The sequence below is a fragment of the Streptomyces sp. NPDC032721 genome, assembly GCF_055579625.1.
The window spans coordinates 123,481-147,714 of record NZ_JBVIMX010000017.1; the positions used below are offsets into that span (position 1 = coordinate 123,481).

Annotated in this window: 19 protein-coding genes; 3 read left to right on the forward strand and 16 right to left on the reverse strand. The window is 71.9% G+C overall.

Annotated features, from left to right (window positions below):
- Positions 1–10: 10 nt before the first annotated feature.
- The 9 genes from ACZ5PB_RS31280 to ACZ5PB_RS31320 all read right to left on the reverse strand — a co-directional run bounded on the left by ACZ5PB_RS31280 (position 11) and on the right by ACZ5PB_RS31320 (position 11,814).
- Entirely contained in the window at positions 11–2,314 is a 2,304-nt protein-coding gene (locus tag ACZ5PB_RS31280; protein ID WP_468695781.1) for a xanthine dehydrogenase family protein molybdopterin-binding subunit, read from the reverse strand.
- Entirely contained in the window at positions 2,311–4,335 is a 2,025-nt protein-coding gene (locus ACZ5PB_RS31285; protein WP_468695783.1) for a (2Fe-2S)-binding protein, read from the reverse strand. Before ACZ5PB_RS31285 ends, ACZ5PB_RS31280 begins: the two co-directional genes overlap by 4 nt.
- The gene (locus ACZ5PB_RS31290; protein WP_468695785.1) at positions 4,332–5,225 is read right to left on the reverse strand and encodes an FAD binding domain-containing protein; all 894 of its coding nucleotides are present in this window, start codon (positions 5,223–5,225) and stop codon (positions 4,332–4,334) included. Before ACZ5PB_RS31290 ends, ACZ5PB_RS31285 begins: the two co-directional genes overlap by 4 nt.
- 385 nt (positions 5,226–5,610) lie before the next feature.
- Entirely contained in the window at positions 5,611–7,269 is a 1,659-nt protein-coding gene (locus tag ACZ5PB_RS31295) for a beta-N-acetylhexosaminidase (protein ID WP_468695787.1), read from the reverse strand.
- Between the two features lie 65 nt (positions 7,270–7,334).
- A complete protein-coding gene (locus ACZ5PB_RS31300; RefSeq protein ID WP_468695885.1) occupies positions 7,335–8,120 on the reverse strand; it encodes a carbohydrate ABC transporter permease in 786 nt (261 codons plus the stop codon).
- Between the two features lie 71 nt (positions 8,121–8,191).
- Positions 8,192–9,157 carry a carbohydrate ABC transporter permease gene (locus ACZ5PB_RS31305; protein WP_468695788.1) on the reverse strand — a complete coding sequence of 322 codons (966 nt, stop codon included), beginning with the start codon at positions 9,155–9,157 and terminating at the stop codon, positions 8,192–8,194.
- A complete protein-coding gene (locus ACZ5PB_RS31310; protein ID WP_468695789.1) occupies positions 9,154–10,464 on the reverse strand; it encodes an extracellular solute-binding protein in 1,311 nt (436 codons plus the stop codon). The genes ACZ5PB_RS31305 and ACZ5PB_RS31310 overlap by 4 nt, the downstream gene beginning before the upstream one ends.
- Before the next feature lie 383 nt (positions 10,465–10,847).
- Positions 10,848–11,147 (reverse strand): DUF3039 domain-containing protein, encoded by a 300-nt coding sequence (locus ACZ5PB_RS31315; protein ID WP_185031735.1) that lies wholly within the window; start codon positions 11,145–11,147, stop codon positions 10,848–10,850.
- Positions 11,148–11,187: 40 nt separating this feature from the next.
- Positions 11,188–11,814: a YqgE/AlgH family protein gene (locus ACZ5PB_RS31320; protein ID WP_468695792.1), complete on the reverse strand. Its 627-nt coding sequence runs from the start codon at positions 11,812–11,814 to the stop codon at positions 11,188–11,190.
- 265 nt (positions 11,815–12,079) lie between these two features.
- On the opposite strand from ACZ5PB_RS31320, the gene murA reads away from it, so the two are divergent.
- Complete coding sequence (gene murA, locus ACZ5PB_RS31325; RefSeq protein WP_468695794.1) at positions 12,080–13,420, forward strand: UDP-N-acetylglucosamine 1-carboxyvinyltransferase; 1,341 nt, start codon at positions 12,080–12,082, stop codon at positions 13,418–13,420.
- A gap of 98 nt (positions 13,421–13,518) precedes the next feature.
- On the opposite strand, the gene ACZ5PB_RS31330 is transcribed toward murA, so the two are convergent.
- Positions 13,519–15,180 carry a hypothetical protein gene (locus ACZ5PB_RS31330; protein ID WP_468695795.1) on the reverse strand — a complete coding sequence of 554 codons (1,662 nt, stop codon included), beginning with the start codon at positions 15,178–15,180 and terminating at the stop codon, positions 13,519–13,521.
- 432 nt (positions 15,181–15,612) lie between these two features.
- Here ACZ5PB_RS31330 and ACZ5PB_RS31335 point away from each other — a divergent pair, with 432 nt between their 5' ends.
- Positions 15,613–16,245, forward strand: coding sequence for an HAD family hydrolase (locus ACZ5PB_RS31335; protein ID WP_468695796.1), 633 nt, complete (start codon positions 15,613–15,615; stop codon positions 16,243–16,245).
- Between the two features lie 119 nt (positions 16,246–16,364).
- Here ACZ5PB_RS31335 and ACZ5PB_RS31340 read toward each other — a convergent pair whose 3' ends face one another.
- The 6 genes from ACZ5PB_RS31340 to ACZ5PB_RS31365 all read right to left on the reverse strand — a co-directional run bounded on the left by ACZ5PB_RS31340 (position 16,365) and on the right by ACZ5PB_RS31365 (position 23,568).
- The gene (locus ACZ5PB_RS31340) at positions 16,365–16,646 is read right to left on the reverse strand and encodes an HU family DNA-binding protein (RefSeq protein WP_003954777.1); all 282 of its coding nucleotides are present in this window, start codon (positions 16,644–16,646) and stop codon (positions 16,365–16,367) included.
- A gap of 560 nt (positions 16,647–17,206) precedes the next feature.
- Positions 17,207–18,634 carry an NAD-dependent malic enzyme gene (locus ACZ5PB_RS31345; protein ID WP_468695797.1) on the reverse strand — a complete coding sequence of 476 codons (1,428 nt, stop codon included), beginning with the start codon at positions 18,632–18,634 and terminating at the stop codon, positions 17,207–17,209.
- Between the two features lie 399 nt (positions 18,635–19,033).
- Positions 19,034–21,421, reverse strand: coding sequence for a HelD family protein (locus ACZ5PB_RS31350; RefSeq protein ID WP_468695798.1), 2,388 nt, complete (start codon positions 21,419–21,421; stop codon positions 19,034–19,036).
- A 61-nt stretch (positions 21,422–21,482) separates the two neighbouring features.
- Positions 21,483–22,271 (reverse strand): anti-sigma factor family protein, encoded by a 789-nt coding sequence (locus ACZ5PB_RS31355; protein WP_468695799.1) that lies wholly within the window; start codon positions 22,269–22,271, stop codon positions 21,483–21,485.
- Positions 22,268–22,861 carry a sigma-70 family RNA polymerase sigma factor gene (locus ACZ5PB_RS31360; RefSeq protein ID WP_468695801.1) on the reverse strand — a complete coding sequence of 198 codons (594 nt, stop codon included), beginning with the start codon at positions 22,859–22,861 and terminating at the stop codon, positions 22,268–22,270. The genes ACZ5PB_RS31355 and ACZ5PB_RS31360 overlap by 4 nt, the downstream gene beginning before the upstream one ends.
- Positions 22,862–22,971: 110 nt before the next feature.
- Positions 22,972–23,568, reverse strand: a complete 597-nt coding sequence (locus ACZ5PB_RS31365) for a CGNR zinc finger domain-containing protein (protein WP_468695803.1) — start codon at positions 23,566–23,568, stop codon at positions 22,972–22,974.
- An 89-nt stretch (positions 23,569–23,657) separates the two neighbouring features.
- On the opposite strand from ACZ5PB_RS31365, the gene ACZ5PB_RS31370 reads away from it, so the two are divergent.
- Positions 23,658–24,197 (forward strand): GNAT family N-acetyltransferase, encoded by a 540-nt coding sequence (locus ACZ5PB_RS31370; RefSeq protein ID WP_468695805.1) that lies wholly within the window; start codon positions 23,658–23,660, stop codon positions 24,195–24,197.
- The last annotated feature ends 37 nt before the right edge of the window (positions 24,198–24,234 follow it).

Consider the following 24,234-nt stretch of genomic DNA (forward strand, 5'->3'; position numbering starts at 1 on the left):
GCCTCGTGCGTCAGGAGGTGCTGACCGCTGCCTGCGGCCGGATCGGCAGCCGGTTGATCGGGCGTCCGGTGGCTGCCCTGACCGCCGAGGCGACCGCTGCGGGCGAGGTGACGACGGGCACCGCGCTCGCCGCCTTGGCGCCGAAGGGGGCGACCACGTCGCGCTCCTCGACCAGCTTGACGATGCGGATGTCCGGGGCGTCCAGCGCCGTCGGCAGGGCGTAGTGCGTCAGGTTGGGGTGACGGACCAGGCCGCGCGGGGCGCGGAGGTTCTCCGTCAGTGCCGCTCCGACGCCCAGGGTGACTCCGGCCTCGATACGGGCGGCCAGCTGGGCGGGGTTGAGGACCCGCCCGACGTCCTGGGCGACCGCCATCTCCACGACGCGGATCGAACCCAGCTCGATGTCGACGTCCACGATCGCCCTGACCGCGCAGAAGGCGAGTCCGACGAACGCATCGCCCTGCCCGGTCTCGTCCAGGGGCTCGGTGGGGTGCGGCCGGCACTGGGCGGTGGCCCACAGTTCCTTGCCGTCCATGGCCTCGGTGACGGTGGTGCTCAGGACGCCGTCGTACGAGGTGATCTTGCCGTCGGCGATCGAGAGCAGTTCGGTGGACATGCCGAACTTGTGCGCCAGCGGCTGGAGGAGCTGGGTGCGGACCATCTTCGCGGCGCGTTCGACGGCACCGCCGGACACCCAGGTGTGGCGGCCGTGGGTGGCGGGGCCGGCCGGGGGCTGGTCGGTGTCGACGGAGGCGACGTGCACCTCGTCGATGCCCAGGGTCTCCTGGACGATCTGGCGGGCCAGCGTCGAGAAGCCCTGGCCGGTCTCGACGGCCGCGCAGATGACGGTGGCGACTCCGTCGTGCACCTTGACGGTGGCGGTGGAGACCTCGTCGGTCCCTTCCGCGCCGAGCATGTGCACCATGCCCAGTGCGTAGCCGACGCCGCGGCGTACGGCGCTGGGCTCACCGGCTCCCTCCGGGCCGCCGGGCAGCAGCCAGCCCTCTTCCGGGGAGTCCTTGGGGAGGGTGGGCAGCGGGAAGTCCCGTACGGCGCGCAGGAGTTCGGCGACGGGGGCGGGGCAGGTGACGGTCTGGCCCGTGGGCAGCAGATCGCCGGTGGCCAGGACGTTGCGCATGCGCAACTCGGCGGGTTCCAGCCCGAGTTTGTCGGCCAGCTTGTCCATCTGGCCCTCGTACGCCGCGCACACCTGGAGGGCGCCCTCGCCGCGGACGTGGCCGGACGGAGGGTTGTTGGTGCGGACCGCCCAGCCCTCGATGAAGGCGTGCGGCACGACGTACGGGCCGCAGGCGAAGGAGACGGCGGCGGCGAGGGACTCGGAGGAGGCGTCGGCGTACGCGCCCGCGTCGAGCAGGATCTGCGCCTCGACCTTCACCAGGCGGCCCTCGGCGTCCGCATGGTGGCGGTAGCGCAGCAGGGTCGGGTGACGGTGGGCGTGGCCGAGGAAGGACTCCTCGCGGGTGGCGGCGAGTTTGACCGGGCAGCCGGTCCGCAACGCCAGGAGTCCGAGCGGGAGTTGGAAGCCCGCGTCCTCGCGGTCGCCGGTGGCTCCGGGCACACCGGTGACGACGATCTTCACTCGCTCGCGTTCCAGGCCGAAGCTGGCGGCGGCCAGATCGCGGTCGGTGTGCGGGTCGGTGGAGGCGGTGTAGATCTCGACGCCGCCGTCCGGGCGGGGCACGGCGAGGCCGGCCTCGGCACCGATGGGTGCGGGGTCCTGGCGGCCGATCCGGTACAGGCCCTCGACGACGACCTCACCGGTGATCTCGGGGTCGCCGAAACTGAGCGGGATGTGCCGGATCAGGTTGCCGTCGGGGTGGAGGGGTTCGGCCTCGAACGCCTGCTCCGGGTCGGTGACCGGTTCGAGGACCTCGTACTCGACGGCGATCGCGGCAGCCGCCAGCCGGGCGGTGTCGGGGTGGTCGGCGGCTACGGCGGCGATCGGCTCGCCGTGGTGGCGTACGACCGTGGAGGCGAACACCGGGCGGTCGACGACCTTGCGCCCGTAGTTCGGGTCGCCGGGCACGTCGGCCTGGGTGACGACGGCGCGGACGCCCGGCATCGCGGCCGCCGCGGAGGTGTCGACGGAGACGATGCGCGCGTGCGCGTGCGGGGAGCGCAGGATCGAGGCCCACAGCAGGCCCTCGGCCCACAGGTCGGCCGCGTAGGGGAAGGTGCCCTCGGTCTTGGCGCGGGCGTCGGCCGCGGGGAGCGAGGCGCCGAGGCCGTGGGCGGGCGGGTCCTGCTGCGTGCCGCCGACCGCTGCGGTCGCGGTGGCCGCGTCGTTGCTCACGCCATGCCTCCGTCGTGCGGGTGGTGAAGGGTGTGCTGGGCGCTGCCCGCGCCGGGGGGTGCCTGGTGCGGGATGCGGGCCTCTTCGGTGGTGTGGCCGGTGGCCGCGGCCTCCGCGCTCGCCTCGCGCTCGGTGACGACCTCGCGTACGGCTTCGAGTACGCCGCGGTATCCGGAGCAGCGGCAGAGGTTGCCGCAGAGGGCCTGCCGGGTCTCCAGCTCGGTCGGCGCGTGGTTGCCCTCAAGCAGGTCGTGGACGGTCATCGCCATGCCGGGGATGCAGAAGCCGCACTGCACGGCCCCGCAGTTGGACAGGGCGCGCTGCACGTCGGAGGGTTCGCCGTCGGTGGCCAGGCCCTCGACGGTACGGACCTCGGAGCCGGCGGTGGTCGCGGCGGGCACCAGGCAGGAGGCGACGAGCCGGCCGTCGACCTGGACGGCACAGGCTCCGCACTCACCCTGGGAGCAGCCGTCCTTGGCACCGGCGAGGCCGAGGCGCTCGCGCAGTACGTACAGGAGCGACTCGCCGATCCAGGCGTCGGTGACGGGGCGGTCGGCGCCGTTGACCCGCAACACGTAGGAGGCGTGCGGGTGTTCGCTGGGCTCGTTGCGGAAGGGGGCGGGCTCGTGCGGGAGGGCGTAGGACGGTTCGACACCGGAGGCGCCGCCGAGGGCGTACTCGGCGTCGGTGCCCGGGGTTCCGGCCGTGCCGGGGGCGGAGTCCGGGGCACCGGCGGTACCGAGGGCGGAGTCCGGGGCTGCCTCGGCGTGACCGGCGTTCCCGTCGACACCCGCGTGCTCGGTGCTGCCGTCGCTGTCGCCGTCGACGTCGCCGTCGCCGTCGCCGTCGCCGCCATCGTTGCCGTCGGTCTCGGTCGCGGCTGCTTCCGGGGTGCCATCGGGCGTGAGCGCGGGGTCGTCGGAGGCCTCGTCGGCGGCTGCCGAAGCCGTGGCCGGGTCCGCAGTCTCGTCCGGGTGAGAAGCCGAGTCGGTGTCCTGTGCCGGGTCCTGCACCTGGTCCTGGGCCGGAACGGGTTCCGTCCCGGGCTCCTGGTCACCGGCGGATGCCTGATCACCGGCGGGGGCGGCTTGATCACCGTCGGCTGCCGGGTCGGCCGCTGCGGCCGCCACAGCCGCGTCGGCCCCAGCGAGTGCACCGGGCTCGGCGGTCGGGTCGGGCTCTGCCGTCGCGTCGGTACCTACCGCCGCGTCGGGCTCGGCCGGGGTCCCGGTTCCGTCCTCCGGGGCGTCGGTGGGGCGCGTGTGGTGCACCGCCCAGGGGGCGGGGGCGCCGCCCGGCAGGGTGGCCGGGGCGCCCGGGGAGTGCCAGGGTGCCGCCTGGGCGGCGGAGAACTCTCCGGAGTCCTCCGGGGCTTCGTCCTCGACGACGGGGATCGTCCACTGCCCGGTGGGCAGGCCCGACGGGGGTTCCTGAGCAGGCGCGGGCGCGGGGGCGGCGGGGGCCGGGGCCGCGTCCAGGGCCTCGGAGAAGTTCCACTGGCTCGTGGCGCCCGCGTCGTGGCCCGCCGTGGGCCAGCCCGCGGACGGCTGGTGCGACTGCGGGTCGTGGGACGGCGCCGGCTGGTGCTGCGGCGGCTGGTGCGCGTCGTGGGGCTGGTAGGGCTGCGGCGGGTAGGCCTGGGGGTCCTGGTGGAGGTGGACGTTCCAGGTGCCGGTCTCCAGCGGAGCCGTGATGTGCGGCGGCACGTAGTCGTGGCCTGGCGCGGCGAGCGGGTCGCCGGTGCCGGAGAAGTCGAAGCCCTCCGGCAGCTGGACGAACGCCGTGGCGTCGGCGTCGTACTCGCCGCCCTGCGGCGTCGGTTGCCAGCCGCTCGGGCCGAGTCCGGGTGCCGGGACGTAGACCGGTGCCGGTGCGTGCCCGGGGTCACCGGGGCTCGCGCTGCCCGCGTCGCCCTGCTGGGCAGGGGGCGCGGAGGGGTCCTGGTGGCCGGTGTCGTCGGCGTTCCCCGGGTATCCGGGGTTCTGGTTGTCGGCGGCGGTGCTGCGGTTGTGGTCGGTCATGACAGCGCCCTCCCCAGTGCTCGTCGGGCCAGCGCGGCGACCGTGCGCCGCAGGTGCAGTACGGCGGGGGACAGCTGTGGGGCCTCTCCCCCGTCGGCGGGCTGTGGCGGGTCCGGGATGCAGGCGGCGGCGACGTACTCGCCGAAGGCCTCGCAGGCTTCCGGGGCGAGGCGGCGCTCGCCGTCCCAGTCGATCAGCGACGCGATCCAGGCCTCGGCCTCCAGCGGGCGCAGCGGCATCTGCGCGATGGCTCCCACCGCGCAGCGCACCCCGCGCCGGGCCGGGTCCAGGACGAGGGCGACGGAGGCGGTGGCGCGGCCGGGGCCGGTGCGGCCGGTGGCCTTGAGGAAGACCTGGGGGGCGTGCAGCAGCGGTGCGCGCACGAAGGCGATGAGCTCGCCGGGCTCCAGCATCGCGCGCCCGGCCAGCAGGTGGGAGACGGGGATGTCGCGGCGGCCGGCCGGGCCCGCGACGACGAGGGTCGCCTCCAGGGCCGCGAGGACGGGCAGCGAGTCCCCGGTGGGGGCGGCGGTGACGATGTTGCCGCCGAGGGTTCCGGCGTTGCGGATCTGCGGCGGGCCGGCGGCGCGGGCGGCGGCGGCCAGGGCGGGGATGAGTGCCGCGAAGTCGGGGCGGCCCATCCGGGCGTGGGTGAGGCCGGCGCCGAGGAGGGCGTGGCCGTCCTGGTACTGCCAGCCCCGGATCTCGCTGATCCGGCCGAGGCCGACCAGTCCCGAGGGCCTGAGGTGCCCGGAGTTCACGGCGGCCATCAGGTCGGTGCCGCCCGCGACGGGCACGGCGGCGGGCATGGCGGTCAGTGCCGCCACGGCTTCGTCGAGCGAGGCAGGCAGCGTCACGGACTGCGCCGCCTGCGGTGCGTGCGTGGTCAACCCAGCTGCCCCTTCCCGGTGTCCCGCCTTGTTGCGCCGTACGGTACGTGCTCCCGGCCCGGACGTGGCAACTCTGGCACATCTTCGGATCCGCCCGACGCGAGGGTCCGCCATGGGACTTCTCACCCGGGGTCGGGGCACTGTTCCGCTTTCACCCCTCACCCCCGATAGGGGCCTTAATGATCACATTTGGCACTTTTGGCCTGTTCGGGGAGTTCAGGGAGTTCAGGGAGTCTGCGCACTTCGTTCAACTCTGCACGGAAATCGGCAGCGTTGTGCGGGGCGGAGTGCGAGGGCGTCGTACGGCGGACCGCACACGGGTGCGCCCCGGCCCAGGGAACGGTCCCAGGGCCGGGGCGGCGGCACACGCATCTCCACGTGCGGCTCACACGTTTGGGGGCGCCCCCTCGATCGGGCGTCCGATCACGCCGGGTCGCCGCTGCCACGGCAGCGGGCCGCCGGGCGGCCGGTAGTCCACGCCGAGGGCGTCAAGCCGGTCGTAGTGGGCGCCCATCCGGGACTCGAAGGCGGCGAAGTCCCGTTCGGCCGGGGCGGGCAGGGTGGACCAGGCGACCTCCGCGAACGCGGCGAGGCGGGGGAAGACCTGGTAGTCGACCCGGCTCCGGTTCTCCATGACCTCGGTCCAGACGTTGGCCTGGGTGCCCAGGACGTGCCGGGCCTGTTCCTCGGTCAGCTCCGGGGGAACGGGTTCGAAGCGGTAGACGTCCTCCAGGGTGCGGACGTAGCCGATGGGGACCGGCTCGTCGGGGCCGCCGTGCTGGCGGTGGTCCAAGTACACCTGCTGCTCGGGGCACATGACGACGTCGTGGCCGGCCCTGGCGGCCGCGATGCCGCCCGCGTAGCCGCGCCAGGAGGAGACAGCGGCACCGGGGGCGAGTCCGCCCTCCAGGATCTCGTCCCAGCCGATCAGGCGGCGGCCCCGTTCGGTGAGCCAGGTGTCGAAGTGCCGGATGAACCAGGACTGGAGCTCGTCCTCGCCGGACAGGCCGAGTTCGGCGATGCGGGCCTGGGCGGTCGGGGACTTCTTCCACTGGTCCTTGGGGGCCTCGTCCCCGCCGATGTGCACGAAGCGGGACGGGAAGAGTTCGAGGATCTCCTCGAAGACCCCTTCGTAGAAGCGCAGTACGCCGTCGGTCGGGGCGAGGATGTTCGGGTTGACGCCCCAGGTGTCCCAGACGCCCAGCGACGCGGTGTCCACGACGTCGGTGTTGCCGAGTTCCGGGTACGCGGCGATGGCGGCCTGGGAGTGGCCGGGGATGTCGATCTCGGGGACGACGGTGATGTGCCGGGCGGCGGCGTACGCGACGATCTCCCGGATGTCGTCCTGGGTGTAGTGGCCGCCGTGCGGGGTCTCGCTCCACAACTCCGACGCCCGGTGACCCCACTTGGTGCGGGGCCGCCAGGAGCCGACCTCGGTGAGCCGGGGGTAGCGCTTGATCTCGACGCGCCAGCCCTGGTCGTCGGTGAGGTGGAAGTGGAAGACGTTCAGCTTGTGCGCGGCCAGCAGGTCGAGGTAGCGCAGGACGTCGTTCTTGGGCATGAAGTGCCGGGCCACGTCCAGCATCAGCCCCCGCCAGCCGAACCGGGGCGCGTCCTCGATCACCTGCTCCGGAACGCTCCACCCCCGCGCGCCGCCGCCACCCCCACTGGCGCCGCCACCGTCCCCGCCCACCGGGGCACTGCGGAACGCCTGGGCCCCGAGCAGCTGACGCAGGGTCTGGGCGGCCCAGAAGACGCCCGCACCACTGCCGCCGCGCAGCTCGATGCCCCGCTCCTCGCTCACGGTCAGCCTGTACGCCTCCGCCGCCAGGGTGTCGTCGAGCACCAGCCGCAGCGCGCTGCCCGAGTCCGCACCGCCCGGCGCGAGCGGCAGCCCTAGAGCCGGACCGACGGTGCCGCGCAGCCAGTTCGCGGTGGTCTCCGTACCCGGGCCCGCGTACAGGGTGGACTGCGCGTCCAGCCGCACCGCTCCGCCGCTGTGCGGGCCGTCGACTGCTGCCGGGGCCGGAATCAGATCGGTCATGTCCCTCGGTTCCCTTCGATTCTTCGGTCGTACGGTCATGCGCGTGCTCCGGGTCCGCGGTCTCGTCAGTCCTTCACCGCGCCGCCCAGTCCGGAGACCAGGCGCCGCTGTACGAGGACGAAGAAGACCAGCACCGGGATGGTCATCACCGTCGACGCGGCCATGATCCCTCCCCAGTCGTTCTCGTCCGGCTTGAAGAAGACCAGCAGCGCCATCGGCAGGGTCGACTGCGAGGTGTCGCTGATCAGGAAGGTCTTCGCGAACAGGAAGTCGTTCCAGGTGGAGATGAAGGAGAAGACGCTCGTGGCGACCAGGCCCGGGAAGACCAGCGGGAAGAGGATCTGCCACAGGAAGCGGGTGCGGCTCGCCCCGTCGATGTACGCCGCCTCCTCCAGCGCCTCCGGCACCGCCTTCACGAAGCCGCGCAGCATCCAGATCGCGAACGGCAGCGAGAAGGCGATGTGCGGCAGGATCAGCGAGCCCAGCGTGTTGAGCTGCCCGAAGTCGCGCATCTGGAAGAACAGCGGAATGGTCAGCGCCTCGACCGGCACCATCTGCGCCACCAGGAACATGATCAGCAGCGTGGTGCGGAACTTGAACCGGAAGCGGGTCACCGCGGTGGCCGCGAGGAACGCGATCAGCGCGGAGGCGAGCACCACCGTTCCCGCGACCAGCAGGCTGTTGAGGAAGTACCGCCCGAAGTCCTGCTGTTCGAAGACCCGCCGGAAGGAGTCCAGCGAGGGCGCCAGCGTCCAGGGCTTGGCGTCCGTCGACTGGATCTCCCCGGCCGGCTTCAGCGCCGAGAGGACCATCCAGTAGAGGGGGAAGGCCACCAGCACCGCGATGACCATCGCGGACGCCTCCGCGACGAGCCGACCCGGACGTTTGATCCGCAGCGCGGAGGCGACGGAACCCAGTGCACTCACAGCTCTTCTCCCTGACGTCGCATCAGCCTCAGGTACACGAGCGTGACCGCCAGCAGGATCAGCAGCATCACGATCCCGATCGCGGAGCCGAGGCTGTACTGCGAGGACGCGAACGCCTTCTGGTACGCGTACACATTGAGGACGAGGTTCTGGCCGGCGATGCCGCCGCCGTTGGTCATCACGAAGATCTGGGTGAAGACCTTGAAGTCCCAGATGATCGACTGGATCGTCACGACCACCAGGATCGGCCGCAGCATCGGCGCCATGACCGAGCGCCAGATCTTCCACTGCGACGCCCCGTCCAGCGCCGCCGCCTCCAGCACCTCCCCGGGGATCGCGCGGATCCCGGCGTACACCGTGACCATCACGAACGGGAAGGAGCACCAGACCACTTCGAGCAGCACGAGTGCGAAGGCGCTGTACTTCTCGTACGTCCAGGAGAAGTCGCCGAGCCCCAGGATCCGGTTGACCGGGCCGTAGTCCGCGTCGAAGAGGAACACCCAGACCGTGGACCCGGTGATCGCGGGCGTCGCCCACGCGCCGAGCGAGGCCATCATCAGCACCAGCCGGGGCAGCGCCCGCACCCGGGTGAGCAGCACGGCGAGCGCGCAGCCCACCCCGAGCGTCGCGACGACGCACGCCGCCGCGAAGCCGACGGTGGCCAGCAGCACCTGCCAGAACTGCGGGTCGGAGAAGAGCGTGGAGTAGTTGCCCAGGCCCTGGAAGCTGGTCGGTTCCCCGCCGCTGACCTGGGCCTGCGTGTATTCGAGGAAGGAGATCAGGCCGAGCTGGTAGATCGGGTAGATCAGCAGCCCCGCCAGCACGACGAGTGCCGGGGCCAGGTAGAGCCACGGCGTCCAGCCGCGCCCGCGCGTCGCCGGGCTGCCGCCCCGGGTGGCGGAGGGCCGGCGCGGGCCGCGCTGCCCGGACTTGGGCTCCCGCGCCGTCATCAGGGTGGTCACTTGTTGTACGTCCCGAACGCCGCGTCCATCTTCTTCGCCGCGTCGTCCGACGCCTTGGTGACGTCCTTACGGCCGCTGACGATCTCCTGGAACATGGTCGGCAGCACCAGCGAGGCGTCGATCTGCGCCCAGCCCGGCGAGGCGGGCACGAACTTCGGCCCGGAGTCGAGGGTCTTGACGAAGGGCGCCACGAACGGCTCCCGCTTCGCGGCCTCGGCCCGTACGTCGGTGTAGGTCGGCATCAGGCCCATCGCGTCGAAGAGTTCGCCCTGGGTCTGCTTGCCGGTCAGGGACTTCATCAGCTCCACGGCGAGGGTCTTGCGCGGGGTGCTCTTGAGGACGCCGATGTTGTTGCCGCCCGCGAACGCCGGGGCCACCGAGCCCTTTTCGACGCCCGGCAGCGGCACGACCGCGTACTTGCCCTTGACCTGGCCGGCCTCGACGGCGGCGTGGCTGAAGTCGCCGCCGATGGCCATGGCGGCCTTGCCGGAGGCGAAGGCGGTGATGGTGGCGTTGCCGCCCATCTCGGCGCACTTGGCGGCCGGACAGTTGTCATCGCCGAAGAGCGAGGTGTACGCGGTGATGCCCTTGCGCGCGGCCGGGCTGTTGATGGCCGCCTTGTACGAGGTCCCGCCGCCGGTGGCGAGTTCGCCGCCGTTCGCCCAGACGAAGGGCATCGCGCCGTAGGTGTACGCGCCGCCGACCGCCAGCCCGTACATGTCGGGCTTCGCCTTGTGCAGCTTCTTGGCGGCGGCGATCAGTTCGGCCTGGCTGGTGGGTACCGCGACGCCGGCTTCCTTCAGCACGTCGGTGCGGTAGTACAGGGCGCGTACGCCGACGAAGAGCGGCGAGCCGTACACCTTGCCGTCGACGGTGACGGACTGCTTGGCGGTGGCGTCCGCGTCCTTGGCGTCCGCCCAGGCGCCGAACTCGGCGGTGACGTCGGCGAGTCCGCCGTCCTTGACGTATCCGGCGGTGTCGGTGTTGCCGTACTCGATGAGGTCGGGGGCGCTCTTCGGGTCGTTGAAGGCCGCCTTGATCTTCTGGGCGCGGGTGTCGACGGGTATGTAGTCGACCTGCACCTTGGTCCCGGCGTGCGCCTTCTCGAAGGCGGCCACCGCCTTGTCGACGACCTGCTCCTTGGGCTTGTTGCCGACCTCCTGGAACAGCCACACCCGCAGCGTGCCGCTCTTCTCGTCCTTCTTCGGACCCGCGCCGTCGGAGGTCTGGGGGGCGCAGGCGGTGGCGGTGAGCCCGGCGAGGACAAGTGCCGCCACGGGCAGGGATGTTCGGACGCTGAGCCTCATGGAAGGGAACCCCTGTCGGATGAGCGTTGCAACATACGCAACGGGCGTTTCGTTCTGCACAACACAACAGGCAGGAGACTAAAGGGCGCCCTCGCCGTGGACAAGGGTTGACAGGCAATCGAAACCAGCCCGGTTCCGGTCGGACACGCGCCCCGCCACGGCCCCACGACGACCGCGCCACGCCCCCACGACGCCCCCGCAGCACCCCGGAACCGGCCCCGGAAACACGAAAACGGCCCCCGCAGCGCGCCGAAGCGCACCGCGGGGGCCGTCCCCACCACTGAAAACCACCGGCTTCACCGGATCACCGGCACCACCGGATCACCTGCACCGCCGGATCCACCGGCACCACCGGTAAAAAGCCGCCAACAGGCGGCGAGGGCCTACTTCTTGTCGCCCTTGCCGTCCTTACCGCCCTTGCCACCCTTGTCGCCGAGAGACTCGAAGATCTCCTTGCACATCGGGCAGACCGGGTACTTCTTGGGATCACGCCCCGGCACCCACACCTTGCCGCAGAGCGCCACGACGGGAGTGCCCTCCAGGGCACTCGCCATGATCTTGTCCTTCTGGACGTAGTGGGCGTACCGCTCGTGGTCCCCGTCGCCGCGCGACGTCTGAGGAACCGGCTCTACAAGTGTCCCCGTACCTGCCCCGCGCTCGGGCTCGGGCTCAAGAGTGCTCATACGGGCCAAGGGTACAAGGCCCCTCTCCTCATGACTCGCCCTAGTTGAGCGACGGATCGTCCGGATACGTCGCGATCATCGCGAGCCCGCTGCGCTGCCGCCTGAGCACCGCCCGCCACAGCCCCTCGGGCTGCGGCGACGACACGTCCCCCGGCTCGGAGTCGACGACGTACCAGGCACCCTCGGTCAGCTCGTCCTCCAGCTGGCCGGGCCCCCACCCCGCGTACCCGGCGAAGATCCGCAGCGACCCGAGGGCGGCACCGAGCAGTTCCGGCGGCGTGTCCAGGTCCACCAGGCCGATCGCCCCGTGCACCCGCCGCCACCCCACGGGGCAGCTCCCGCCCGGCCGCGACCCCGCGCCCGCACCCGCACCCGCACCCGGCACGCCCGAGGAGAACGTGTCCGCCCCCGGCACCACCGCCACGCCGAGCGCCGAGTCCTGTCCCACCGGACCGCCCCGGAAGACCACCCCGGGCGCGCCCGCCAGTTCCGCCCAGGGCGCCAGGATCTGGTCGACACCCACTGCGGTCGGCCGGTTCAGGACCACGCCGAGCGTGCCCGCCCCGTCGTGGTCGATGACCAGCACCACCGCCCTGTCGAAGTTCGGGTCCGCCAGTGCCGGGGTTGCCACCAGCAGTCGGCCTGTGAGCGAGGACACCTCCGTCATGGGCCACATGATCCCGCAATTTCGCTCTCTGCGGGGAGTCCGTGACAGCCGGAAATGGTCCGCAGCTCAGGGCGCACAGCAGCAACGGGAGGGCGCGCCCACAGCCACAAACGGACCGTAACCCTCCGCTGATGGACACAAAACAGAGCGTGTTGTGTCGAAATCACGACGTACGTCCACCCCCTTCACCCTTACGGAACCGGGGTACCGGCCCATTACCCTTTCCTCTTGGCCCCCTGTCCGACGATTCCGGAACGCGAGATACATGACCGGCACTGACGATGTACTGCTTGTCCACGGCGGCACCCCGCTGGAGGGCGAGATCCGCGTCCGCGGCGCCAAGAACCTCGTCCCCAAGGCGATGGTGGCGGCCCTCCTCGGCAGCGGTCCGAGCAGACTGCGCAACGTGCCCGACATCCGCGACGTACGCGTCGTACGCGGGCTCCTGCAGCTGCACGGCGTGACCGTCCGCCCCGGCGACGAGCCCGGCGAACTGATCATGGACCCCTCGCACGTCGAGTCCGCGAACGTCGCCGACATCGACGCGCACGCGGGCTCCTCCCGCATCCCGATCCTGTTCTGCGGCCCGCTGCTGCACCGCCTCGGCCACGCGTTCATCCCCGGCCTGGGCGGCTGCGACATCGGCGGCCGGCCGATCGACTTCCACTTCGAGGTGCTCCGCCAGTTCGGCGCGACCATCGAGAAGCGGGCGGACGGCCAGTACCTGGAGGCCCCCCAGCGCCTCCGCGGCTGCAAGATCCGCCTGCCGTACCCGTCCGTCGGCTCGACCGAGCAGGTCCTGCTCACCGCCGTCCTCGCCGAGGGCGTCACCGAGCTGTCGAACGCGGCCGTCGAGCCCGAGATCGAGGACCTGATCTGCGTACTGCAGAAAATGGGCGCGATCATCTCGATGGACACCGACCGCACCATCCGCGTCACCGGCGTGGACCGGCTGGACGGCTACACCCACCGCGCGCTCCCGGACCGCCTGGAGGCGGCCTCCTGGGCGTCGGCGGCGCTGGCCACCGAGGGCAACATCTACGTGCGCGGCGCCCAGCAGCGCTCGATGATGACCTTCCTCAACACCTACCGCAAGGTCGGCGGCGCCTTCGAGATCGACGACGAGGGCATCCGCTTCTGGCACCCGGGCGGTGCGCTGAAGTCCATCGCGCTGGAGACCGACGTCCACCCCGGCTTCCAGACCGACTGGCAGCAGCCGCTGGTCGTGGCGCTCACGCAGGCCACCGGCCTGTCGATCGTCCACGAGACGGTCTACGAGTCCCGGCTCGGCTTCACCTCCGCGCTCAACCAGATGGGCGCGCAGATCCAGCTCTACCGCGAGTGCCTGGGCGGCTCCCACTGCCGCTTCGGCCAGCGCAACTTCCTGCACTCGGCGGTCGTCTCCGGACCGACCAAGCTGCAGGGCGCCGACCTGGTCATCCCCGACCTGCGCGGCGGCTTCTCGTACCTGATCGCGGCCCTCGCCGCCCAGGGCACCAGCCGCGTGCACGGCATCGACCTGATCAACCGCGGCTACGAGAACTTCATGGAGAAACTCGAAAAGCTCGGCGCCAAGGTCGAACTGCCGGGCGGCGCACTCGTCTAGACCGGCCTGCAGACCCTCCGGGTCGCACAGCCCGTCCGTACGCCGCCGAGGGGCGGCCACCTCGTCACAGAGGTGGCCGCCCCTCGGCGCAGGCGTTCCTACCGTCCGTAGTAACCCGCCCGCGTCCCCGGCGGCTGCGGCAGGTCGATCCCGAACGGGTTCACGCTGTACGTGCACTGGGTGTACGTGTAACCGGGCCGGACGGTCCCCTCGATGTTGCCCTGCCCCGGCCGCGCACCGGTGCCCGACGGCTTCGACAGGAAGTAGTACTTCCCGGCAGGCAGCGACAGCCGGTGCTTGGGGTAGCTCTTGCTGGTGTCCTTGCAGGCCGTGCCCCGCGCCGACGCCTCGCTCCCGTACGACCGGCAGCCCGCGCACCCCGGCATGCTGAAGCTCCCGGTGATCGGCCCGGTGTAGAGGATGACGGTCGGGCTCGGGGAGTCGTTGCTGATCACGTAGCTCATCCGGTCCCCGCCGGGCGCCGAGGCGGGCGGCAGCCCCGCTCCGGCCGCGGGCCGGTTGACGGCGATCTCCGCCGCGATGGCGATGGTGCGCGCCCGGCCCGCGTTGGGGTTGTTCGCGTACGTGTCCGCGAATCCGGCAAGGGTCGCGCGGGCGTCGGAGAACTTCTTGTCCCGGTACTGGTCGAGGCCGCAGGACCAGACCCCGCTCTCCACCGCCCCGTCGGCGTCCGCGCGCAAGGTGGTGGCGGCGGCGCCCGGCAGCCCGGAGGCGGTTGTTCCGATGCGTCGCAGCTCCTCGGTGACCGGGCAGGGGTCGCCGCCGTCGAGGGCCTTCGTGCGCTCGGCGATCCTGGCCCGCACCCCGGGCTCGACCTTGCCCGCCTGGTCGGTGCCGGGGAACGTCCGCAGCAGCTCGGCCAGTTCACTGCCCCCGCCACTGGCGGCGCCGAGTCCCTTCATCCCGCACTCGTACAGCGACGTCGCGAGCCGCCCGTCCGGCCAGGGCGCCAGCTTGCCCGCCGTCTCCTCGCCGATCGTGCCGGGCACGGTGCGCAGGTACGTCAACGGCCCGACGGCCTCGCAGTACTGGCCCTGCGCGTAGGGCGCGGCGACCGCCTTGTAGTACGCGTCCAGCCGGGCCGGCACCTGCTTCGCGGCCCGCGAGTCCCCGTGCTCACGCACCAGCCGGCCGTACTGGGTGAGCGCGGCCCGGTAATCGGGCTCCGCCGCGCTGAAGTTGACGGACTTGGCCCGCGCCACCACCTTGTCGGTCTCCGCGAGCCGCGCGAGCAGCATCTTCTCGACGGCCTCGTCCTGCGCCCCCCGGTAGAGGACGGCCCCGCCGGCCGGAACCGCCAGCAGTACGACGCCCAGGGCGACGGCCACGTACGGCCGCACCGGCAGTGCCTTTCGCGTACGCAATCCACGGCGCGCCCCGTCCAGCGCCGCCAGCACCAGCACCGCGACGTATCCGAGCACCGCCCAGCCCGACACCCCGTCCACGTCGGCGGGCAGCGCGTAGACCAACAGCGCGGCGGTCGCGGCGAGGCACACGGCGGCCCCGGCCCACTGCCGCAGCAGCACGTATCCGAGCCCCAGCCCGGACAGATTGAGCAGCCCGGCCCCGACCGCCCGCGCCGCATCGGCCTCGGGCGGCGGCCCGACGGTGGGCGGCCGCGCGGGAGGCGGGGGCGGAGGCGGCGGGCCGTATCCCGGGAATCCCCCGTACGGCCCTGCGGGCGGCGGCCCCGGGGAGTGCGGCTCCCCGCCGGGCAGCTCGGAGGCCTGCGAGGGCACGGTCGGAGCCGGAGCCGAAGCAGGAGGCGGCGGCTCCTGAGCCGGAGCCTGAGCCGAAACCACCGCCTCCGGCCGCGCATCCCGCGGTTCCCGCGGATCCGGTGGCCTGCGCACGTCCTGCGGCTCCCTCGGGTCCCGCGCCCCGTCACGCCGGTCCTCTGCCCCCATGCCGACCCCCGTCGTCCAGCACCCCCAGGTGCTACCCAGCCCCGCCCACGATCCGGCACCCCGCAAGGGGCGTCAACGTCCGTGACGCCCGTACACCACAGCGTTATTCCCGCCGGTCACACCACTGTTCCCGCGCTCCCCGAGCGCCCCTCCCGCCCCACCGACCACTTTCCTCGCGCCGCACTCTTGGCCCGTACACCCGTCCAGTGATCAAGTACGTACGACAGGTACGCAGGACAGGTACGCACGACCCGAAAGGCCCCCATGCCCACGCTCCCCGCCCCCGCCGCCCTCCTCTGCGACATGGACGGCACCCTCGTCGACACCGAGCACCAGTGGCTGGAGGTCGTCGCCGGCCTGCTCCAGGAGCACGGGGCAGACGCGGGCCCGGAGGCGCTGGCCCCCTTCGCCGGGGCCGCCATCGACACCGCCGCGCACCTTCTCGCGGAGCGGCACGGCATCACCGGCACGGCCGCGCGGCTGGACCGGGAGTTCACCGCACTGGTGGCCGCCGGGGTCACCGTCCAGCCCGGCGCCCTGCGCCTGCTGGACCTGGCCCGCGAGCTCGGCATACCGGTGGCGCTGGTCACGGCGTCCGAGCGCAAGGTCGCCGACCTGGTGCTGAAGGGCCTCGGCACGGAACGTTTCGCCGCCTCCGTCGCCCAGGGCGAGACCGAGCGCGGCAAGCCCCACCCGGACCCCTACCTGGCCGCCGCGCAGGCGCTGGGCGTGGACCCCGCCGACTGTCTGGCGGTGGAGGACACCCCGACCGGCGCGGCGGCGGCGCTGGCGGCGGGCTGCCGCCTCCTGGCGGTCCCGTCCGTGCCGGGCATCGAGGCGGGGGCCAGGACGGTCGTGGTGACGTCACTGGAGGACGTACACCTGGCAAAGCCGTGAGAACCGCCCCACGGGCCGCCCCGTACGCCCCCGGACATGCCGAGAGGGGCGCCCGCCCGGCGTGTTCCGGACGGCCGCCCCTCTCGGTCGAGCCTGGTACTGCGAGTTGCCTCGGGGTGTTACTTGCCCTTGGCGGCTTCCTTGAGCTTGGAGCCCGCGGAGACCTTCACGCTGTAGCCGGCCGGGATCTGGATCGGGTCGCCGGTCTGCGGGTTACGAGCGGTACGAGCGGCACGGTGGGTGCGCTCGAAGGTCAGGAAGCCGGGGATGGTGACCTTCTCGTCGCCCTTGGCGACGATCTCGCCGACGGTCTCGGCGAGCGCGGCCAGCACGGCGTCGGCGTCCTTGCGGGTCACCTCGGCGCGGTCGGCCAGGGCGGCCACCAGCTCACTGCGGTTCATGTTGTTACTCCCGTGTTCTTCTTGCCTGTGAGGCGTGTGCCACGCGGCGTGGCCGCGTGTGGGGCACAGCGAAGCCGATGCTGCCAGGGCCCTAGGACGGTCCCCGGACCCGGGTCTGACTTCCAGACCCTCGCGCCCGATTACGCATCCTGCCCCCACCAGCGGCGGGAAAGCCAATCCGGCACCCGGCAGAGTCACCCGAAGGCCACTCAGGGAGCGTCACTGCCTCTTGTCGTAACGCTCCGTCGACCCCGCTGCTGCGGACTGTCTACGGGCCGCAGCGCACCGCCAACGGTGCGCTGCCTGGCTCATTGCCCGCCACCCTAGAGGGGTGCCGGAGGCCCGGGGACCCGCGACGCGCCGCGCGTCAGGCGGACGTGGGACCCGTCACAGTCGCCCCGGCCACCCCGAGGCATTGACGGCGGCCCCTGCCGCGGTCGCGTGACCTGGCACGCACAGCTGCCGCGTTGTCGTCAATCGCCATGGCTCCGCCATGTCTCAATCCTCCGCCTTGCAGCTGCACGCACCATGCCCCGCTCAGCCGTGGCGAGTGCGCCAGGTCACCCCTGTGCGGCCTGGTCCGCCGTCAATGCCTTGGCGGCAGTACGAACGGCACCCGCGACGGCGCCCGCGACCTTGTCGTTGAAGACCGACGGGATGATGTAGTTCGGGTTCAGCTCGTCCTCGGAGACCACGTCGGCGAGCGCCGTGGCGGCGGCCAGCATCATCTCCGTGTTGACGGTGCGGGACTGCGCGTCGAGCAGGCCGCGGAAGACGCCCGGGAAGACCAGCACGTTGTTGATCTGGTTCGGGAAGTCGGAGCGTCCGGTGGCCACGACCGCCGCCGTCCGGCGGGCGACCGCGGGCTCGACCTCGGGGTCCGGGTTCGCGAGCGCGAACACGATGGAGCCCTCGGCCATGGCGGCCACGTCGTCGCCGTTGACCACGTTGGGGGCCGAGACGCCGATGAAGACGTCGGCGCCGACGACGGCCTCCTTGAGGGTGCCCGTCTCCCCTTCGGGGTTGGTGTTGTCGGCGATCCAGCGCAGCGGCGACTCGGGGTCGGCGGCGACCAGGTCCTCGCGGGCCGCGTGCACCACGCCGTGGATGTCGGCGACGACCGCGTGCTTGACGCCGGCCGCGATGAGCAGCTTGAGGATCGCCGTACCGGCGGCGCCCGCGCCCGACATGACGACCCGTACGTCACCGATCGACTTGCCGACCACGCGCAGGGCGTTGGTCAGCGAGGCGAGGACGACGATGGCGGTGCCGTGCTGGTCGTCGTGGAAGACGGGGATGTCCAGGGCCTCGCGCAGCCGGGCCTCGATCTCGAAGCAGCGCGGCGCGGAGATGTCCTCCAGGTTGATGCCCGCGAAGCCGGGGGCGATCGCCTTGACGATCTCGACGATGGCGTCGGTGTCCTGGGTGTCCAGGCAGATCGGCCAGGCGTCGATGTCGGCGAAGCGCTTGAAGAGGGCCGCCTTGCCCTCCATGACCGGCATGGCGGCCATCGGGCCGATGTTGCCCAGGCCCAGCACCGCGGAGCCGTCGGTGACGACCGCGACGGTGTTGCGCTTGATGGTGAGGCGGCGTGCGTCCTCGGGGTTCTCGGCGATGGCCATGCAGACGCGGGCGACGCCCGGCGTGTAGATCATCGAGAGGTCGTCACGGTTGCGGATGGGGTGCTTGGACGCCATCTCGATCTTGCCGCCGAGGTGCATCAGGAACGTACGGTCGGAAACCTTCCCGAGCACGACGCCCTCGACGCCGCGGAGCTTTTCGACGATCTCGTCCGCGTGCGAGGTCGAGGTCGCGGCGATCGTGACGTCGATCCGCAGCTTCTCGTGACCGGATGCGGTGACGTCGAGGCCGGTCACGGAGCCGCCGGAGGCTTCGACGGCCGAGGTGAGCTGGCTGACCGAGGTCCCGCTCGCGGGGACCTCCAGTCGGACCGTCATCGAGTACGAGACGCTGGGCGCCGTTGCCATGGCCGACTTCCTCTGCTTTCCCTAGCTTCATTGCTGCGTCACCGCGGCAGGGAGGCCGGGCGGCGCAGTCCGATCGTCGCACCTACCCGCGAGTAGCGGGTAATGAGTACTCCACTTTCGGAAACTGTTTTCCACCATACGAGAAACACTCGCCTCAGCGAAAGCCCCAAAAGAAACAGGCCCGGACCGTCGCTTCCGACGGTCCGGGCCTGCCTGCCGCAGGCTCATCACGAGCCCGCTGTGAAGTTGAGCGACACCGGCCCGCCATGCTCGCCTCGCGGCAAGTGGTCGCTCTGAGCGACTAAGGTTGGGCCCGGGGGCTTGGATCGAGCCGGTGTCACATTCGAGACTAACAAACCCTCCACGGAAGTCATTCCCGTGTGGCCAGTTGACTCGAAATCAGTCCCGCAGCAGCTCCGGGACCCCGTCCGCACCAGGGGCGTCCCGCTTCCCCGACACCACCGTGAGCTGCTGCGTCGCACGCGTCAGCGCCACGTACAGCACCCGCAGCCCGGCTGGGGACTCGTCCGCGATCTCCGCAGGGGAGACCACGACCGTCGCGTCGTACTCCAGCCCCTTGGCCTCCAGGCTGCCCAGCGCGACAACCCGCTCCCCGAGCTCGGCGAGCCAACGCCGCGCCTGCGCCCGCCGGTTCATGGCGACGACCACGCCGACGGTGCCGTCCACCTGCTCAAGCAGCCGCCGCGCCTCCTCCCGTACGGAAGTCTCCAGATCGCCCTGTACGACGGCGAAGCGCGGCACCACCCCGGTGGAGCGCACCGCCCTCGGGGACTTCATGTCCGGGGCGGCCAGGGCGAGCACCTTCGCCGCGAGCTCCGCGATCTCGGCCGGGTTGCGGTAGTTGACGGTCAGCTCGAACTTGCGGCGCGGGCGCGCGCCCAGCGCCTCGTCGCGGGCCTCGGCGGCCTCGGCCGGGTCGGTCCAGGAGGACTGGGCGGCGTCCCCGACCACCGTCCAGGTGGCGGTGCGGCCGCGTCTGCCGACCATCCGCCACTGCATGGGCGTGAGGTCCTGCGCCTCGTCGACGATGACGTGCGCGTACTCGGTGCGCTCGGCGGCCAGGCGCTCGGCGCGCTCCCACTGGGTCTCCTCGCGCTGCGGCATCAGCTCCTCCAGGCCGGTGAGCGCGTCCAGCGGGTCGTACTCGCGCTTGCGCTTGGGCTTGGCCGGGGTGCCGAGCAGGAGCTGGAGCTCGTCGAGGAGCGCCACGTCGTGGACGGACAGCTCCTCGCGGCCCAGCGAGCGGGCCAGCTGCCGTACCTCGCGCGGATTGAGGATCCGCCGGGCCCACCGGCCGAGCCGCTTCTCGTCGGCCATCGCGGCGAGCACCCCGCGCGGGGTCAGCTCGGGCCACCAGGCGTTCAGGAAGTCCAGGAAGGAGTCCTCGGAGGAGACGTCGTCGTCGAAGGAGGACCGCAGTTCGGCGGCCAGCTCGGGGTCGGTGTGCCGGCCCCGGCCGCCCGACTTCGACCAGAGGGCGTCCAGGAGCAGCTTGCGGGCGCGCGGGCGCAGCAGGTTGACCGGGGCACTGCCGCCGAGGACGTTGTTGCGGATGCGCTGGAGGTCGGAAGCCTCCAGTTCCAGCCGCGCGCCGAAGGCGACGACCCGCAGGAGGTCGGTCCGCACGGCGGGCCGTGAATCCTCGGCCTCCTCTCCGAAGTCCCCGAAGTCCCCGAACGAGAGCTGGCCCTCCTGGTCCTCCTCGTCCTGCGGTACGGGCGTCCCAGGGGTCTCCAGCGCCCCCCTGGCCGCCTTCCGCAGCACCTTCAGCATGCGAGAGGAGCCCTTGATGCGGGCGATGTTCGGTTCGTCGTACGTGGTCGCCTCGGCTCCGTCGACCAGCGAGCCCAGCGCCCGGATCGCCACCTGCCCCTCCTCGCCCAGCGAGGGCAGCACGCCCTCGGTGTACGAGACCAGCAGCGGGGTCGGCGAGACGATCAGGATGCCGCCCGCGTAGCGGCGCCGGTCCTGGTAGAGGAGGTAGGCGGCGCGGTGCAGGGCGACGGCCGTCTTGCCGGTGCCGGGGCCGCCCGCGACCTCCGTGACGGAGGCGGCGGGGGCCCGGATGACCAGGTCCTGCTCGGCCTGGATGGAGGAGACGATGTCGCGCATGGTGTGGCTGCGGGCCTGGCCGAGCGCGGCCATCAGCGCGCCGTCGCCGAGCACGGCCAGCTTCTCGCCGGCCAGGAACGCGGTCAGCTCCGGCCGCATCAGGTCGTCCTCGACGCCCAGCACCCGGCGGCCCTTGGAGCGGATCACCCGGCGGCGCACCACCCGGCCCGGGTCCTTGGGCGTGGAGCGGTAGAACGGCGCGGCGGCGGGCGCCCGCCAGTCGATCACCAGCGGGGCGTAGTCGGAGTCCAGCACTCCGATGCGCCCGATGTGCAGGGTCTCGCCGATGTCGGCGGTGACGGCCCCCTCCGCGTCCTCCCGTACGGCGTCGTCGGCCGGCTCGACCGACGTGAAGGCGCCGTCCTCGCCCTTCTTGCCGTCCTTGCCGTGGAGCAGGTCGATCCGTCCGAAGAGGAAGTCCTCGAACTCGTTGTTGAGACGGTTGAGGTGCACCCCCGCCCGGAAGACCTGCGCGTCGCGCTCGGCGAGCGCGCCGGGCGTGCCGACCTGACCCCGCTTGGCGGCGTCGTTCATCAGGAACTCGGCCTCGTGGATCTTCTCCTCAAGACGGCGGTACACCCGATCCAGATGATCCTGTTCCGCGCCGATTTCACGGTCGCGGACCGAATCGACAGCGGCATCCTGCGCGGCCACCGAGGCCCCCTTCTGACGTGCATTGGGCAGCCGTCAACCGTACGCGAAGGGGACCGTTATGTCAGGCCTCGACTTTCACCAGGGCTTTGCCGTCGAATGTCCGGACCTCGAACCGGTCGATGTCCTTGGCCGCCATGGCGGCGCCGCCGTGGATGTAGAGCGGGTTCCTGGCGCTCGGGTGGGTGCTGGCGGGGATCCCGTACCCCCACTTGGGGACGGACCAGCTGGAGACGACCTCCTCGTCGCCGTTCTTGCCGACGGCGACCAGGCTGCACTTGAGCGGGCCCTTGACGTTCTTGAGCTCCATGACGGTGTGGGTGCCCCAGCCCTTGGACTCGGTGCCGACGACCGCGCTGACCTTGGTGAGGGGGTCGGTGGCCTCGACCTTCTTCGTCATGTGGTGGAAGAAGGCGTCCTCGGCGGGGCTGGTGGGGTGGGGGTCGGGCAGGGCGATGCCGGGGCCCGGTTCGCTGTTGTCGGCGGCGGCGAGGACGACCGCACCCGATCCCCCGATCACCACCGCTGCCGCCGCCGCGACCAGATACAGTCCGCGCCTCCTGCGGCGGGCCCGCTGGGCCGACACCTCGTCGACCAGACCGGTGAGCAGGGCGGGGCTTGGCGGGGTCAACTCCCTTGGCGGGCCCGGGGGTTCGGCCAGGGCGGCGAGCATCGTCTCCATACCCGCGAAGTCGTCGAGCTGGGCGGCGCAGAGGTCGCAGCCGGCCAGGTGCGCCTCGAAGGCGGCGGACTCGCTCTCGTCCAGAATGCCGAGGGAGTACGCGGCGACGGCGTCGTGGACCGATTCAAGGTCGGCGCGCTCCCGGTCCGGCGGGGTGATGTCCGGGGTCATGCCGTCACTCCTCGTTCCTCAAGCGCCAGCTTCATCGAGCGGAGCGCGTAGAAGACCCGGGACCTGACGGTCCCGCTGGGTACGCCGAGGACTTCGGCCGCCTCACCGACCGTACGTCCCTTGAAGTAGGTCTCGACGAGTGCTTCCCGGTGGGCCGGCGTCAGATCGTCCAGCGCATCGCTCAGCGTCATCAACCACAGCGCCTTGTCGATCTCGTCCTCCGCGGGCAGGACCTCCAGCGGCGACGGTTCGACCTCCTGCGGCCGGGCCTGCCGGCTGCGGTGGTTGTCGATGACGATCCGTCGGGCGACCGTCACCAGCCAGGGGCGTACGGAGCCGGTGGCCCGGTTGAGCTGACCGGCGTTCTTCCAGGCACGGATGAGCGTCTCCTGCACGACGTCCTCGGCACGCTGGCGGTCGCCGGCGACGAGACGCAGCACGAAGGCGAGCAGCGGACCGGCGTGGTCGCGATAGAGAAGACGCATCAACTCCTCTTCGGGCGAAGGCTGGTTGACACCCCTGCTCACTCTGCGATGCCGGGCCCACTGCGGACGGTCATCGGCCACGGCGGCATCCTCGCGCACCTTCAACCTCCCGGTCGAGCCCCTCTGGGAATTCGTCGACCTCCTGTACGCGCGGACGGGTGCGTACGACTCAACGGGAGCGCAAGATCTTCTCGTACGGCGCCAATGCGGGCTGCCTACGCCTGCGCGGCCACTGCCGCGACGGCGGCCCGGCGGCGGTGCCTGGCGACCCGCTCCCGGTTGCCGCAGACCTCGCTGGAGCACCAGCGGCGGCGGTGGCCCCGGGACGTATCGAGGTACAGGCGGGCGCAGTTGTCGCCCTCGCAGCGGCGCAGGGCGCCGCGGGCGGCGGGGTCGGTGAGGAGCCCGACGACGTCCCGGGCGACGGCCGCGAGGAGCTGCTCGCAGCGGGGTTCGACGGCCAGCGCGCACACCAGCGAGCCGTCGGGGGCACGGACGGCCCGGGGCGCGGGCGGCGGGACGGCGGCCAGCGCGTTCACCTGCTCCAGCAACGCATCCGACCCACGCCCCGCCGCATCCACCAACTCCCGCGCACACTCCCTCAATTGACAGAAGCGAGCAACCCACTCCTCATCAACTCCACGCAGCCTGGTCCCGGCGGGCACCAGCCCCGACCCGCCCAGCCACTCCCCCAACCGCCCCGGGCAGCCCAGGAGTTCCTCTCCCCTGGTCCGGGTCGCGAGCAGGTCGAGACAGACCCGCCCGGAGTCGAACCACCACGCATACGTGCCGACCGTGCCGCCCGCGCCCATGCCGATGCCCTCCGGGGTCGCCGTACTCCCAGAGTGCCCGCAGCCGCCCCGCACCGGAACCCCTGGTACCGCGCCCGTACGGTGAGCGCATGACGACCACCGAACTCACCCTGTACGCCGACGGCTTGACACTCCGCCCCTGGTCCCTCCCGGACGCGCCCGCACTCGCGGAGGTCTGCCGTACGTCGGACCTGAGCACGGTCAGCATCGACGTCTCGACGGAGGAGGAGGCCGAGGCGTGGCTGTCCGGGGAGCGGGAGGCCTGGGCGGCGGGCACGAGGTGGAGCTTCGCGGTCACGTGCCCCGAAACGGGCGCCCTGGCGGGCCACGCGGTCCTCAAACGACCGGCCGGGGCCACGGGCGCGACGAGCACGGCGGAGGTCGGCTACTGGACGGCGGGACGGTGGAGGGGACGGGGGGTCGCTTCGCGGGCGGCGGGAGCGGTGGCGCGGTGGGCGTTCGCCACGCACACGCCGCAGGAGCTGACGCACCTGGAACTCTTCCACGGAGTGGCGAACACGGCGTCGTGCCGAACGGCGGAACGAGCGGGCTTCACCTTCGTACGCGAACTACCGCCCCACCCCCCATACAACAACAACGGCCACTTGCACACCCTCCCCCGCCCCTGAGCACTCTGGGGCGCGGGGCTGTGTCGATGTGCGGCTC

Bases quoted from the DNA above. Each gene is read 5' to 3' on its own strand.
- ACZ5PB_RS31340 (WP_003954777.1), bottom strand. From the start codon at position 16,646: ATGAACCGCAGTGAGCTGGTGGCCGCCCTGGCCGACCGCGCCGAGGTG.
- murA (WP_468695794.1), top strand. From the start codon at position 12,080: ATGACCGGCACTGACGATGTACTGCTTGTCCACGGCGGCACCCCGCTG.
- ACZ5PB_RS31285 (WP_468695783.1), bottom strand. From the start codon at position 4,335: ATGACCGACCACAACCGCAGCACCGCCGCCGACAACCAGAACCCCGGA.
- ACZ5PB_RS31335 (WP_468695796.1), top strand. From the start codon at position 15,613: ATGCCCACGCTCCCCGCCCCCGCCGCCCTCCTCTGCGACATGGACGGC.
- ACZ5PB_RS31320 (WP_468695792.1), bottom strand. From the start codon at position 11,814: ATGACGGAGGTGTCCTCGCTCACAGGCCGACTGCTGGTGGCAACCCCG.
- ACZ5PB_RS31370 (WP_468695805.1), top strand. From the start codon at position 23,658: ATGACGACCACCGAACTCACCCTGTACGCCGACGGCTTGACACTCCGC.
- ACZ5PB_RS31295 (WP_468695787.1), bottom strand. From the start codon at position 7,269: ATGACCGATCTGATTCCGGCCCCGGCAGCAGTCGACGGCCCGCACAGC.
- ACZ5PB_RS31310 (WP_468695789.1), bottom strand. From the start codon at position 10,464: ATGAGGCTCAGCGTCCGAACATCCCTGCCCGTGGCGGCACTTGTCCTC.
- ACZ5PB_RS31315 (WP_185031735.1), bottom strand. From the start codon at position 11,147: ATGAGCACTCTTGAGCCCGAGCCCGAGCGCGGGGCAGGTACGGGGACA.
- ACZ5PB_RS31345 (WP_468695797.1), bottom strand. From the start codon at position 18,634: ATGGCAACGGCGCCCAGCGTCTCGTACTCGATGACGGTCCGACTGGAG.
- ACZ5PB_RS31300 (WP_468695885.1), bottom strand. From the start codon at position 8,120: ATGGTCATCGCGGTGCTGGTGGCCTTCCCCCTCTACTGGATGGTCCTC.
- ACZ5PB_RS31355 (WP_468695799.1), bottom strand. From the start codon at position 22,271: ATGACCCCGGACATCACCCCGCCGGACCGGGAGCGCGCCGACCTTGAA.
- ACZ5PB_RS31365 (WP_468695803.1), bottom strand. From the start codon at position 23,568: ATGGGCGCGGGCGGCACGGTCGGCACGTATGCGTGGTGGTTCGACTCC.